The organism is Ewingella americana ATCC 33852, from assembly GCF_000735345.1.
GTDB classification, from domain to species: domain Bacteria; phylum Pseudomonadota; class Gammaproteobacteria; order Enterobacterales; family Enterobacteriaceae; genus Ewingella; species Ewingella americana.
The window spans coordinates 43856-57734 of record NZ_JMPJ01000068.1 but is presented as its reverse complement, the minus strand read 5'-3'; the positions used below and the strand labels follow the sequence as shown (position 1 = coordinate 57734).

At 48.8% G+C, this 13879-nt stretch carries 15 protein-coding genes; 8 read left to right on the top strand and 7 right to left on the bottom strand.

All coding sequences use genetic code 11. The features are described 5' to 3' along the window. Nucleotides 1-12 precede the first annotated feature (12 nt). Both GEAM_RS18650 and GEAM_RS18645 read left to right on the top strand, forming a co-directional pair. On the top strand, nt 13-1275 hold the full coding sequence (locus tag GEAM_RS18650; RefSeq protein ID WP_034794536.1) for an O-antigen ligase family protein: 1263 nt from the start codon (nt 13-15) through the stop codon (nt 1273-1275). Continuing rightward, complete coding sequence (locus GEAM_RS18645) at nt 1262-2251, top strand: glycosyltransferase (RefSeq protein ID WP_034794534.1); 990 nt, start codon at nt 1262-1264, stop codon at nt 2249-2251. The genes GEAM_RS18650 and GEAM_RS18645 overlap by 14 nt, the downstream gene beginning before the upstream one ends. Nucleotides 2252-2257: 6 nt before the next feature. On the opposite strand, the gene GEAM_RS18640 is transcribed toward GEAM_RS18645, so the two are convergent. After that, nucleotides 2258-3358: a glycosyltransferase family 9 protein gene (locus tag GEAM_RS18640; protein WP_034794532.1), complete on the bottom strand. Its 1101-nt coding sequence runs from the start codon at nt 3356-3358 to the stop codon at nt 2258-2260. After that, nucleotides 3351-4316, bottom strand: a complete 966-nt coding sequence (locus tag GEAM_RS18635; protein WP_034794530.1) for a polysaccharide deacetylase family protein — start codon at nt 4314-4316, stop codon at nt 3351-3353. Before GEAM_RS18635 ends, GEAM_RS18640 begins: the two co-directional genes overlap by 8 nt. A 215-nt stretch (nt 4317-4531) precedes the next feature. On the opposite strand from GEAM_RS18635, the gene rfaQ reads away from it, so the two are divergent. The 3 genes from rfaQ to GEAM_RS18620 are packed head-to-tail and all read left to right on the top strand — an operon-like array spanning nt 4532 to nt 7841. Next, entirely contained in the window at nt 4532-5614 is a 1083-nt protein-coding gene (gene rfaQ / locus GEAM_RS18630; protein ID WP_034794527.1) for a putative lipopolysaccharide heptosyltransferase III, read from the top strand. After that, nucleotides 5611-6738: a glycosyltransferase family 4 protein gene (locus tag GEAM_RS18625; protein ID WP_034794525.1), complete on the top strand. Its 1128-nt coding sequence runs from the start codon at nt 5611-5613 to the stop codon at nt 6736-6738. Before rfaQ ends, GEAM_RS18625 begins: the two co-directional genes overlap by 4 nt. Before the next feature lie 2 nt (nt 6739-6740). After that, entirely contained in the window at nt 6741-7841 is a 1101-nt protein-coding gene (locus GEAM_RS18620; protein ID WP_034794523.1) for a glycosyltransferase, read from the top strand. A gap of 27 nt (nt 7842-7868) precedes the next feature. On the opposite strand, the gene GEAM_RS18615 is transcribed toward GEAM_RS18620, so the two are convergent. After that, nucleotides 7869-8885: a glycosyltransferase family 9 protein gene (locus GEAM_RS18615; protein WP_034794521.1), complete on the bottom strand. Its 1017-nt coding sequence runs from the start codon at nt 8883-8885 to the stop codon at nt 7869-7871. A gap of 123 nt (nt 8886-9008) precedes the next feature. On the opposite strand from GEAM_RS18615, the gene waaA reads away from it, so the two are divergent. Genes waaA through coaD form a run of 3 tightly spaced genes read left to right on the top strand, consistent with a single transcriptional unit; the run spans nt 9009 to nt 11548 of the window. After that, nucleotides 9009-10286, top strand: a complete 1278-nt coding sequence (gene waaA / locus GEAM_RS18610; RefSeq protein ID WP_034794520.1) for a lipid IV(A) 3-deoxy-D-manno-octulosonic acid transferase — start codon at nt 9009-9011, stop codon at nt 10284-10286. Next, complete coding sequence (locus GEAM_RS18605) at nt 10286-11056, top strand: glycosyltransferase family 2 protein (RefSeq protein WP_034794517.1); 771 nt, start codon at nt 10286-10288, stop codon at nt 11054-11056. Before waaA ends, GEAM_RS18605 begins: the two co-directional genes overlap by 1 nt. Before the next feature lie 6 nt (nt 11057-11062). After that, entirely contained in the window at nt 11063-11548 is a 486-nt protein-coding gene (gene coaD, locus GEAM_RS18600; protein WP_034794515.1) for a pantetheine-phosphate adenylyltransferase, read from the top strand. Between the two features lie 11 nt (nt 11549-11559). Here the strand turns inward: coaD and mutM are convergent, their stop codons facing one another. From mutM to radC, 4 genes are all read right to left on the bottom strand, one after another. Further along, nucleotides 11560-12369, bottom strand: coding sequence for a bifunctional DNA-formamidopyrimidine glycosylase/DNA-(apurinic or apyrimidinic site) lyase (mutM, locus tag GEAM_RS18595; RefSeq protein WP_034794513.1), 810 nt, complete (start codon nt 12367-12369; stop codon nt 11560-11562). Between the two features lie 127 nt (nt 12370-12496). Further along, entirely contained in the window at nt 12497-12664 is a 168-nt protein-coding gene (gene rpmG, locus GEAM_RS18590) for a 50S ribosomal protein L33 (RefSeq protein ID WP_004392084.1), read from the bottom strand. 11 nt (nt 12665-12675) lie between these two features. Continuing rightward, nucleotides 12676-12912, bottom strand: a complete 237-nt coding sequence (rpmB, locus tag GEAM_RS18585; RefSeq protein WP_004931195.1) for a 50S ribosomal protein L28 — start codon at nt 12910-12912, stop codon at nt 12676-12678. 267 nt (nt 12913-13179) lie between these two features. Further along, nucleotides 13180-13860: a RadC family protein gene (gene radC, locus GEAM_RS18580; protein WP_034794505.1), complete on the bottom strand. Its 681-nt coding sequence runs from the start codon at nt 13858-13860 to the stop codon at nt 13180-13182. Nucleotides 13861-13879 lie beyond the last annotated feature (19 nt).

Genomic DNA, 13879 nt, shown 5'->3' with positions numbered 1-13879 from the left:
GAATATAAATAGATGATCAGAAGAGAAACGCCTCATCCAATTTTTAGTTATGCTATCTATTTTGGATGCTTGCTCAGTATTTTTACTGTTGCATTTAACTGGGGTAGCGGTCGAAACATTTTATTTATCACTAGCTATATTGCCTTTATTGCCCTTGTTTTCAATTTCAAGTACTACATTCGCCAAAGATGTCTTTTATTAGTCCCGCTGTCTTTTGTGGTCTTAGGGCTTGCTAACCTTCTGTGGGTTGAATTTTATAAAAAACCTGACGAATACATAGACCTTTACAGAGCATATTTTGTAACTGGAAAAATACTAATTGCAACAGGATTTATATTATTAATTGCACTTAATGAAAAACTTAATGTGAAGAAATGGATTATTCCCGCTCTGATTTCGCTTGGAGTCTTAGTCAATGGATATGCTATTTACCAGTCTCTATCTGCTGGGGCTTTGCGAATTGAATTAAACTATGACCGAGCAACAGTTACGGCGTACATAATAACAGCCGTTAATATTTTAATGTTATATTCTTTGCTCCATGTGAAAAATAAATATAACGCCATCTTCTTTTCATTAGGCTTCCTAATAAGTTTCGTTTCAATCATTCATACTGAGACACGAGCAGCAATCCTCGTTTTCCCTGTGGTCAGTGTTTTGATGTTCACCTTTTCTAGGAATGTCACTGCAAAGCAGAAATACACTTACGGTCTTGCAGTTATTGCATTGATTGCTCTGAGTTCTTACTTCCTCAAAGATGTAATTGGGCAAAGGATCGAAGCATTTAGGGAGGATATGGCCCAACAATCTTCCTCAGTGCGAATCAATTCTGTGGGCGATCGCATAGCCATGCTTAAAGCGGGTTTTATTAGCGGAAACCAACACCTGTTTGGTCAATCAGCAGAGCAGCGCGGTAAAGAGATTGCTACTCTTGCCGCTCAACACCCAGAACTAGCATATGCAGTACCTTACGCAACAGTTCACCTACATAATGAGATTATCGATAACTATTCCCTTCGCGGTATATGGGGGGTGATTCTGTTGCTAGTCCTACATTTATCCTTACTGCTGCTTGCGTTGAGATTGCAAAAAAATGCTGCCCTGCTGGCTATTACATTGGCCATGATGGCTTATGGCCTGAGTGACGTGTTGTTCTTCAGTTCAGAGGCTGCGGCAATCTTTGGACTTGCCACGATTTTGAGTGTATTAATTGGTAACACGGCGATAAATAAGCAGCCACAAGCTGGGGAAAAAGAGAAAAATGTCGTTGTCTAAACAACCTTTGTTGTCGGTTATCATCCCTTTTTACAATAATGAGCACTTCATTATTGAGGCATTACAGTCATTGTTTACACAAATCGATGATGATGTTGAAGTGGTGATTATTGACGACGGTTCGTCTGATAACTCCAAGGTCTTAGTGGATCGTTTTCTTCAGACCTTGAAAGACCAAACATTCTCTTTTATCAGCCAAAAAAATCAGGGTATTGCTGCCACAAGAAATGTTGGCTTACAGCATGCAAAAGGAACGTATGTCACCTTTTTGGATGGCGATGATATCCTGAGCCCTGATTACTATGCGACGTTATCACCTTATTTACATCAAGGTGAGTTTGATATTATTGATTTCAACTTTCTGCAATTCACTGACCGTGTTCCGGCAAGCGTTCCCTGCGAAACGCATCGCTGTATCCCCTATGACTCGTTGCAGCCTGAAAGTTACTACCTGAAGCCTATTTTTGAGCGTTCGAATTGGCATTTGTGGAGCAGGATTTTCCGCAGAGAGCTAATTAATGGCGAGAGTTTTGAGAATGGCTGTCGTTACGAAGACGTGATTTTCACGCCCTTCCAATACTTCAAGACAAAGCGAATCGCTCATATTGACAAGGTGCTTTATTACTATCGGGTCAATAACGCAGGCATTACGCGTAATATTCAAGCTAAAGATATTGATGATATTTTATTCGCTATGGGTAAGATGCTTACATACATTCAAACCTGCCATAATAGCGAAAAAGTTGCACAGATTGTCGCGCCAATGATCGCTAACTGTTTTATTGAAGCCAAGAAAATGACCAAGAAACTCTATGGTTACTACTATTATACCCCTGAAAATATCGCACTTTTCAAACTCGCCGCTGAGCTATGCAAAAACACGTCTCTCTCTAGGAAGAAATATTTCCAGATGAAGTATCCTTTCATGGATACCTTCATCTCGAAAATAAATTATCGCCTAAGACTTAGACGATAATTGCTCTCACTGTTTATCTATAAACTCAACGTGTGAAACCAGCTCAGCATAGACTCTCTCAGGCTGGATAACGCCCATCGGGCTAATCTCTTCTAAAGCCATCGTGTGTCCAGTGCGCGATACCTGAATAATCCGATGCAATTCAGTATCCTGAATAGGCCCGGTAGACCTTGAGTCCGCGGTAACGAACAGGCTAATTGTTTTGGTCTTCACACCCACGGCCAGATGCAACGGGCCGGTATCGCCAGTGACTAAAACATCAAAACCATCAATCAAAGTGATCAGCTGCTGTAAGTCAGTCTTCCCAATTTGGTTTGTGACGATTTCTTTATTTTTATCAGAAAGTTGGCGAAGCAACTCTTCACCACGAGCTGAGTCAGTTCCCCCGCCAATCAGTACGATTTTGACCGCCGAGTGGCGTTGAGCAATCATATCAATCAGCTTGGCGAAATGAGCTATCGGCCAGCAACGTGACTCGGTGGAAGCCCCAATCTGCATACCAATGACCGTCGCATCAGGGTCTTTAACGCCGGGCTGATAAGGCGAGGGTATTTCCATAGCGACAGCATTCGGATCGCAACCCAGAACGCTTACCAACTCCATTTTTCGGCGCACAAAGTGGCCGTAATAATGGAAAACATAATTTGAAAGCCACTCTTCGAGCCCGCTGATGCCATTCATATAATTATCTCTAATTATATATTTAACACCCGCCATGACGGCGCTTATCACATCATAAGGCAGATGAGAGTGAAGAATCAGAGCCAGATCGGGTTGATGCTCTTTTAATGACTTAACCAAAACCGGCAAGGATTTAATCTTATTATCCCAATACACCACACGGTCGTAATGCAGACCTTTTTCCACCAGTTGCTGATTTTTTCTGTGGGCAACTAAGGTGATATAGGCATTAGGGTAACGTCGTCTAACTTCACGGATTGCCGGGGTGTTAAACATAAAATCCCCCAGCGCCGTGGTAGAATAAATAACAATGCTGTCGAAATGCGTTTGTGCATTAAGCGTAGATTTATCGAGCAATCGACCTTTTCTTGGAACGTAACGACGTAAGAACCAATTGGTTAACTTTACTTTCCACTTTTTAGACATCTTGATTCACTTTCGTCTGATAATATTCTGCCAGCGTCATACCTTGGGTACGTTCCTTAAGCCATTCAAACAAACTTTCTAAATCCTGATACAAGATCTCAATATCCTCTGGCGTCTTAAATGTCGGGCTTCCGCCGGGCATAAATTCAGAGGAATGGAGCATAAACTCAACAAAATCGTGGCCCTGCTCTAGGCTTTTGGCAGCAACACGTTTCATGTTTTCGGCATTTCCGCCCGAAGGTCGCAGCCAATGCACAGAGTGTTGACGCTTTTTGCCGCGCAGTGCGTTAATGCCCTGTTTTAAGCCGTTAATCCAATGTGGATATTTATACTGAATGCTCATCGGCACTTCTAGCAGCGTCGACTGGCCTGATTGGGCAATATTTTCCGGGTCGATAAAATAGGAATGAGATGGAAAATGACGGTAGTCCGTCCCGCCGTTACCCTGTGGTGCGCCCGCAGACGTCTGCCAGTTCACCTTCGGCGTGACTGAACAATCGACCTGATAGCCGAATTCCAGCAGCAATGAAGCATAATACTCATTCATCGCCCAGCGGCCCGCGCGGTGGCTCAACATTTTGGTTTGGAAAGAGTCTTCCAAAAGTCGCGTCATATACTCGACTTTCGCTCGGATTTCTTCACGAGGGAATTCGATCAGATAAGGCTTATGGCGCCAGTCATCATCCGTCAGTGGCGAGATTGGCGGGCTGTTCCAAGCATGGAGATGCATCCCCACCTCACCCTGACCTCGGGCGATCACGTCACGCGCAAACTCCACGTACTCGGCATCTTTCGCCATTTCATAATTGGTGAGATAAACCGGCTTGAAGCCATAACGCTCACACAATGCCTGAAAACGCGGCAAAAAATGCGTATTCTTCGTGAGAATATGCTCATGATTTTGCCAAAGGTTGTCGCCTTCGGTGTCAATCGTGATGATAAATGCGGGTTTTGTCATAAAACATGCCTGATGGAAACTGTTGGGGCCAAATGACCCATTCGCACTGAATAATACATAATGTAGTGTGACCGCGAGTCGATTTGGACAACGCTCTGCACCATTTGTTGCTTATTCTTTGGTATTTTCCCCGGCAAGGCAAGAAAGGCGTGGAAGTATGGCAACATCCTCCAGCGTCCTTTAGAATCAAGCTTTGATTTCATAGATAGTGATGAATGATGGCAAATGCCCAACCGATTAAGCAATTCGCGCCACCGCGGCGTATTCTGATCATCAAACTGCGTCATCATGGCGATATGTTACTGACGACGCCGGTCATCAGCACGCTGAAACAACACTATCCTCAAGCCGAAATTGACATGCTGATGTACCTCGAAACCCGAGATATGTTGGCAAGTGAGCCCGATTTAACCCATCTGTTTACCATCGACCGCACTTGGAAAAAGCAGGGAACCTTGGCTCATCTTGGTCATGAATCCCGTCTTATCAAGCAGTTGACTGCCCGCAAGTACGATCTGGTGGTCAATCTTGCAGACCAATGGCGCAGCGCCTTGGTGACGAAACTCACTGGCGCGCCTGTTCGGTTAGGCTTCGACCTGCCAAAACGCAAAGGCAAACTGTGGCAGTTCTGCCACACCCATTTAGTTGATGTGTCCGGTCACAACCAGCTACACACCGTCGAGCAAAATCTGTCGATTCTTGGCCCGCTGAACCTGCCGTCCGTGGATAACAGCGTGACCATGAGCTACGCGCCGGAAGACAGAGCACGCGTGGAGCAGATTCTGGATGAGAAGAGGGTGACGGGCGATTTTGTGGTGATTCAGCCGACTTCTCGCTGGTTCTTCAAATGCTGGACCGATGAGAAAATGGCCGAGACGATCACTGCTCTGCATGGCGCGGGGAAAACCGTCGTGCTGACCAGCGGCCCGGCAGAAAACGAGCTGAAAATGATCGACCGCATCTTGGCCCTCAGCCCGCAAGACGGGGTTGTGTCCCTTGCTGGTCAACTGTCATTACGCCAACTGGCCGCGCTGATTGATAAAGCCAGCCTGTTTATCGGCGTGGACTCCGTTCCGATGCACATGGCCGCCGCGCTGCAAACGCCACTGGTGGCGCTGTTTGGCCCATCAAAACGCGTATTCTGGTCGCCGTGGCAGGCCAACGGGGAAGTTATCTGGGCTGGCGATTTCTGTGAATTGCCCGATCCCGACGATATCGATACTCACACTTCCGAGCGATACCTTGATGCCATTCCTGCTCAAACGGTTATCGACGCAGCGAGAAAACGACTCCCATGAAGCATTTCCGACTGGCGTTAGTTCGCCAAAAATATCGCCCAGACGGCGGCGCAGAGCGCTTTGTTTCACGCGCACTTGAGGCGCTAGAAGATCAGGACCTCGATTTAAGCGTGATCACCCGCGAATGGCAGGGCGACGTCAACCCGAACTGGCATATCCATCTTTGCGACCCAATGAAATGGGGGCGCGTCAGCCGTGAGCGCGGTTTTGCCAACGCGGCGCGCAAAATCTGGCAGCAAGAGAAATTCGACATTGTGCAGAGCCATGAGCGCATCCCCGGTTGTGATATTTATCGCGCGGGTGATGGCGTGCATCGCCGCTGGCTATTGCAGCGTAGCCGCCTGCTCCCGGCATGGCGCGGTAAACGCCTGCTCACTGATAGATTCCACAGCTATGTGATGCGCGCTGAGCAGGAGATGTACGCCGCGCCGGAGCTGAAGTCAGTGATTTGCAACGCGCAGATGATTAAGAATGAAATCATGGCCGACTTCGGTCTGCCGGATGAGAAAATCACCGTCATCTATAACGCCATCGATAATCAGAAATTCCTGCCCGCGACTGAGGCCCTGCGCCATCAGCTTCGCCAGCAGTTCAACATCCCCCAGCAGGCACACTGCCTTATTTTTGTGGGTTCGGGCTTCGAACGAAAAGGGCTTGAAGCTGCGATTCGCGCGGTGGCACCGACGGACAGCATTTTGCTGGTTGTAGGTCAGGATAAAGACGAAAAACGCTATCGCGGTTTGGCACAGTCGCTGGGCTGCGAGCAGAGAATTCGTTTTATGGGCGTGCAAAAGCAGACTTTGCCTTTTTATCAGGCAGCCGATGCGTTGCTGCTTCCTACCCTCTACGACCCCTTCCCTAACGTGATTTTGGAAGCCATGTCCTGCGGGCTGCCGGTGATCACCAGCCAGACCTGTGGCGGCGCGGAGTTTATTCAGCAGGGTGTGAATGGTTTTGTTTTTGATGCGCTGGATGTCAAATCACTGGCCGAATCTATCCAGGAATTGCCTGTCATAGCTTTAGGTTCGGATATGGCCGAGGCCGCCCGTGCAAGAGTTATAGAAGAAACGCCTGCCCGCCTTTCCGGGCAACTCCTTGACCTCTATAGAAGAATACTGGATTAACCATGCGAGTTTTAATCATTATTGATGGGTTGCCCGGCGGCGGCGCGGAGAAAGTTGTATTGACGCTCTGCAAAGGTTTGCAGTCGGCAGAAACGGATGTGACGCTGATTTCACTGCGCGACGTGTGCCAGTACCCCATCCCGGACAATGTGACTTACAAAGTCGTGGCGGATACTTCACGTTCACCGTGGAGAAAATTGACCGAGCTTTCGCGCCGCGCCAAGCAGCTAGATCAGGCCATTGATGAGTGTGAAAAAGAGCATGGTAAGTTTGATTTAATATTATCCAACTTACATAAAACGGATCGCATTGTGATGAAGAGCCATATTTATGACTCTGAACGCCTGTGGTTCTGTATTCACGGCATTCTTTCAACCACCTACCTCGGTCATCGCAAAGGGTTCGACCGTTGGAATAAACGTCGCAAGATGGCGGCGGTTTATAATAATAAGAACGTGGTGACTGTTTCTGAAGCCGTGGGTTTTGATTTAAAGAATAATATTCAGGCCACCATCCGCAAACTGGAAGTGATTAATAATCCTTTCAATATTGCGGAAATAGAGGCGTTAGCTGACGAACCTTGCGATATGGCAGGTCAAGATTATCTGGTTCACGTGGGTCGTTTCCATGTGCAAAAAAGACACGATCGCTTATTAGAAGCCTACGCGCAGACTAATCTGCAAACGCCTTTAATGCTCATCGGCACTGGGACTGATGATTATATCAACAAAATCAAAAAATTAGCATCAAACCTCAACATTGCCGATCGTGTGATTTTTGCCGGATTTAAGGCCAACCCTTTCCGCTACATTAAACACGCCCAGCAGCTCATTTTGAGTTCTGATAGCGAAGGCTTTGGTAACGTGCTGGTTGAATCTTTAATTTGCGGCACCCCGGTGGTCAGCACGGCATGCCCCGGAGGCCCGGTTGAAATCCTCGAAAAAACAGGAATGGAGAGAGGATTGGCAGAGGTGAATGCAGAATCACTCAGCAAGAAAATTCTCGAGGTTTATAGCAATCCGCCAGAAATCCATAAAGAGAAGCTGGATGTCTATGGCATAGATTATATTTGTCACAAATATAAAGCGCTGGTGAATAAGTAAACATAAGGCGGGGAAACCCGCCTCATTTTATTTCTCGACCGCAATAAATGACTGCCAAACATCGTCGACAGTGACATCCATACATTCACCAGAAGGTGTCTGTAAGATTTGATATTTACCTGACCAAGGATGCCAGGCATCAATATCGGTATCGCCAAACAGAACAACCAAATTCTTATGTAATGCCGATGCCAAATGCATTTGACCGCCATCGCTACAAAGAATGGTTTCACATTGTGCAAAGCCGCCAATTAATTCACGAATTGAACGGGTTGGATACAGCGCAACTTGTCGGCCAGCGCATAATTCCATTAAACGATCTGCACGCACCCGATCACCAATATCATCAGGAGACAGCGTGCCCTGAGGTGACCAGAATATTAATACGCCAGCGTCTTTGTCCTCTGTGAGGCGTTGAATAATTTCGGCGTAATTCTCAGGCGACCAGCGTCTTTTTGGGCTGCGACTGCTGATATGGACACCATAAACCTTCTTCGCCTGAGGCAATAATGCAGCACACCTGCTGCGCGCATCCGCGAGTTCATGCTCCTCTGGGAAGACATTTACTTTAGGTATGCTAATGTTTTCATTAGTAATTGCGTTTAAGTAGCTGAAGGTTTTCTCGACCTGATGTTTGCCGGAGAAGTCAGCCTCAGTGAAAGCTTTAGTCAGACCCTGCCCGCCAGAATCCGCACCAATAATATTTTTTACGCCAGCAAGCTTTGCCATGCGAAGACTATATTTGCAGGGAGTGGGATTGGCGAGAATAGCGGCGTCGAAACGAACGGATCTGAGTTTGAGGAAAATTTTCGCGCGTTCAAAATAAACGCCCAAGGCCGTTTGGTTTTTGGCTCGATGTTTGGCTTTCTTATAAATATAGGTGCGATAAATAAAAGGATTATTCTTAATGACATCCTGACTAACAGAGTTAATCAACAAATAAATGTTGGCATGGGGATAGGCTTTTTTTACCCCTTCAATTAACGGCGTCGTACAGACTAAATCACCTATATTATCCCGCCGAATAATCAGTATATTTTTCATTCTACTCTCGTAAGCGATGTCAACATTGCCCCCCTTTCCCGCTGTGGAAGCCACGCAAGGTTAGCGCCTTTCCTAATGAGGTATGATACTATTCCGATACCCCATATAAATGAAATTTAAAGCATGTTACTGCGTTTATATCAGGTATTAGTTTACCTTATTCAGCCCCTCATCTGGATCCGTTTGCTTTTACGTAGCCGCAAATCTCCGGCTTACCGTAAGCGCTGGGCTGAACGCTATGGCTTCTGCAAAGGCAAAGTCGCTCCAGGCGGTATCATGCTGCATTCCGTTTCTGTCGGTGAAACGCTGGCGGCAATCCCGTTAGTGCGTGCTTTGCGTCACCGCTACCCCTCTTTACCGATTACTGTGACCACGATGACGCCGACAGGTTCCGAGCGCGTTCAATCTGCTTTTGGTAAAGACGTACACCATGTTTATCTTCCCTATGATCTCGCTGGCTCCGTTAACCGTTTTCTGAACGAAGTAAATCCGAAGCTGGTGATTATCATGGAGACCGAGCTGTGGCCGAATCTGATCCGCGCCCTGCACTCTCGCCAGATCCCGCTGGTGATCGCCAACGCTCGCCTGTCAGAACGCTCTGGCAATGGCTACAAAAAGTTGGGTGAGTTCATCCGCAGTATCATGCAAAAAATCACGCTGATTGCCGCGCAAAATGAAGAAGACGGCACTCGCTTCCTGTCACTTGGCTTGAAGCGCAGCCAGTTGGCGGTGACCGGCAGCCTAAAGTTTGATATTTCCGTGACCCCAGAACTGGCGGCGAAAGCCATTGCTTTGCGCAGCCAGTGGGCGTCGCGCCGCAAAGTGTGGATTGCTACCAGCACCCACGACGGGGAAGAAACCTTACTGTTGGAAGCGCATAAAGAGCTGCTGAAAACCTTCCCTAACCTGCTGCTGATTCTGGTGCCGCGCCACCCTGAGCGTTTTGCCACCGCGCGCGAACTGACTCAAAAAGCCGGTCTGACCTTCACTCAGCGCAGCACGGGCGAAGTACCCGCCGCGTCAACGCAGGTGGTTATTGGCGACACCATGGGCGAATTGATGTTGCTGTACGGCATTGCCGATTTAGCCTTTGTTGGCGGAAGTCTGGTCGAACGCGGAGGCCACAACCCTCTTGAAGCCGCCGCCCACGCCATTCCCGTGTTGATGGGGCCGCACACGTTCAACTTCAAAGATATCTGTGCCAAGCTGACTCAAGCCGACGGACTGATCACCGTCACCGATACCGCGTCGTTGGTGAAAGAGATTTCAACCTTGCTGACTGACGAAGATTATCGCCTGTACTACGGCCGCCACGCGGTAGAAGTTCTGCGCCAAAACCAAGGTGCATTGCAGCGCCTGTTGCACCTGCTGGAGCCTTACCTGCCACAACGGAGCCACTGATGACCGACAGAAAGCGCCTTTCCGTGGTGCTCATCGCCCGCAATGAAGCCAATCTATTGCCTGATTGTCTGGCCTCGGTCTCTTGGGCCGATGAGATTGTGATTTTGGACTCAGGCAGTACCGATGCCACCCAAGAAGTCGCCGAGCAGTTGGGTGCCAAATTTTACCAAAACGTTGATTGGCAAGGCTTTGGTAAACAGCGGCAGCTGGCGCAAAGCTACGCCACCGGCGAAGTGATTTTGATGATCGATGCCGACGAGCGCGTCACGCCAGAGCTTCGCCAATCCATTGAATCCGTTCTGCAAGACTTCTCACCTGATACGGTCTACAGTCTGGGCCGCCTCAATCTGTTCCTCGGCCGCTATATGCGCCACAGCGGATGGTACCCGGACCGCGTAAATCGTTTATACAGCGCGGCTGATTTTCGCTACAACGACGACCTGGTGCATGAGTCGCTGAACACCAGCAGTGCCAAGGTTGTGCCACTTAAAGGCGACTTGCTGCATCTCACCTGCCGCGACTTCTTCTCTTTCCAACGCAAACAGATGAACTATGCTGAGGCTTGGGCCAACCAGCGCCACCAGCAGGGGCGTCGCTGTAGCTTCTTCTCGATTATTAGTCACACCTTGGGCGCATTCTTTAAAACGTGGATTTTGCGAGCTGGATTCCTCGACGGAAAGCAGGGTTTCATTCTGGCGGGCGTCAACGCACAATACACCTTCAACAAATACGCGGCCCTGTGGGCGCTAAGTCATCAACTGCAAAAGTGAGCCATTATGAGCACTAAGGCAATTTATCCCGGCACATTCGACCCCATGACTAACGGCCATTTGGACTTAGTCACTCGTGCCGCGCTGATGTTTGATCACGTGATTTTAGCGATTGCAGCCAGCCCGAGTAAAAAACCGATGTTCAGCCTCGACGAGCGCGTGGCGTTGGCAACCGCCGCCACCTCGCATCTGAACAATGTCGAAGTGATTGGCTTTGGTGACTTGATGGCGACTTTCGCCCAAAACCACAATGCTACCGTGCTGGTCCGTGGCCTGCGCGCCGTGTCGGATTTTGAGTATGAGATGCAGTTGGCGAATATGAACCGGCACCTGATGCCAACGCTGGAAAGCGTGTTCATGATGCCGTCGAAAGAGTGGTCGTTTATCTCTTCCACGCTGGTGAAAGAGGTGGCGCGTCACGGTGGTGATATCACGCCATTCCTGCCAGACAATATCACCAAAGCCCTGCTGAAGAAGATTGCCGAGGGCTGAGTTTTCTCATCCTATCGCTGGCATTTCGGGCAGTAAAAGGTGGTGCGCTGAGCATGTTTTTTACTCAGGATCGGCGTACCGCATGCCCGACAAGGCTCTCCTGCTCGACCATAAACCTGAAGTTCCTGCGCGAAATATCCCGGTTTGCCATCTGACTGTAAGAAGTCCCGCAGCGTGGTCCCGCCTTGCTCAATCGAGCGCAACAGCACGGCTTTAATGGTTGCCACCAGCAGCGCGGCTTCATCAGGCTTGAGGCTATTCACCGGCCGGTCAGGTGAAATCCCCGCGACAAACAGCGATTCGCTGGCATAGATATTCCCCACGCCGACCACCAGCTTGTTGTCCATCAACCAAGGTTTGATGGGTGACTTCTTGCTGCGCGATTTCTCGAACAGGTAATCAGCAGAGAAATCTTCACTCAGCGGCTCCGGACCAAGGTGCGACAGCACGCTGCTGCCTTCTAAGTCATCGGTCCAAAGCCATGCGCCGAAACGACGCGGATCGGTGTAGCGCAGCACATAGCCGGTATCCATCACCAAATCCACGTGGTCATGCTTGCCAGCTTCTGTCTCTTCACGCAGCATGCGCAAACTGCCCGACATGCCTAGGTGAATGATGATCCACCCGGTTTTCAGTTCGACTAACAGGTATTTGGCGCGCCGTTGCACGCTAATTACCGGCTGATCGCTTAATGCGAGAATTTCTTGAGAAACCGGCCAGCGCAGTCTCGAATTGCGGACGATGGCATGAACAATCGTGTGCCCGGCAAGATAAGGCTCGATGCCCCTGCGGCTGGTTTCTACTTCTGGTAATTCAGGCATTATTTCTCCCACTGAACATAAAGAAAGTCACATCAGGCTAGCTGCGTGTAGGGCTAAAGCATACTTATTCACGGATAACAGGCAATAAAAAACCCGGCCGGAGCCGGGTTTTATTAATCCACTAAAATTATTTAATTTTAGCTTCTTTGTAGATCACGTGTTGACGGACAACTGGATCGAATTTCTTCAGTTCCAATTTTTCCGGCTTAGTACGCTTGTTCTTCGTAGTGGTATAGAAGTGACCAGTACCAGCAGAAGAAACCAGCTTGATCTTCTCGCGAACACCTTTAGCCATGATTCAGTTCCTTAATACTTCTCACCGCGGGCACGCAGATCGGCCAAGACCGTCTCAATACCCTTCTTATCAATAACACGCATACCTTTAGCAGATACACGCAGAGTTACAAAGCGCTTCTCAGCCTCAACCCAAAAACGGTGTGAGTGCAGGTTTGGCAGAAAACGGCGTTTGGTCGCGTTCATTGCGTGGGAACGGTTGTTACCGCTCACCGGGCGCTTGCCAGTAACTTGGCAGACTCGGGACATGTCTATATCTCCAAAAATCAAATCAGCTCGAGCTTCGTATAGGGTATGGCCGCCTCGTCAGGCTTTTAGAGCCCATCTCAGCAAACTCCACTGAGAACCGACTCACTGTCGTCGGGTAAAAAACCAATTCATCAGGTACGAAACCTGCTGAGATAGGCTCTTAACGCCAAACCCAAGATTCTCAAAGGTGGCGTAGTATACGCTCTGTAGCGTAAGTGCTCAAGTCCCGAACAGCTAAAGATCCTCAAGGAACTTCAAAAAATGGGGCTACAGCCAACCGCGTTCGGCAAAAGACACCGTTTCTCCGTGACCTACGACCAGATGATCGAGGACGCGGATACCCAACAGTTGGCAAGCTTTTATTATCTGTTCGGTTACCATTCTGTCCGTTGTGCTCGGCTCAGCCACGCCGGACGGGTGATTATGCGCCAGAATTATGGCTGCCGCATTAACCTTCATTGCCTCGCGAACAATTTCACGGGGATGAATTTCGACGCTGCTAATGGTACCAGCAAACATCTCCTCATGGCGAATAACGCGATGTTGATTGTCGAGAAAAAGTACCAAAAACACCTCTCTTTCTCGATGACTGAGGATATTTTGCAGATACTGCTGAATTATTGAGGGGCTGAGCAGCGCATTTTGGCTCGATAATTGGCAGGCGTAGCTGCGGCGAGACAGTTCTGAGACCGCAGATAGCTGAACAAATTTGACCAAGCCGAGGCCCTTCACCTTAGTGATTTCTTCATAGGCCGCCGACATCAAACTATGCAGCGAACCAAAATGCTCGAGCATATTCTTCGCCAGCGTCATCACGTGTAACCCTTTGCCGCCGGTACGCAAAAATATCGCCAGCAGCTCCTGATCCGACAGCGCCGATGCGCCAAATTTCAGCAGTTTCTCGCGCGGGGCGAGCTCTCCTTGCCAACCGTCATCTTTAATTTTCATGCGCTCTCCTTTTCGCGCT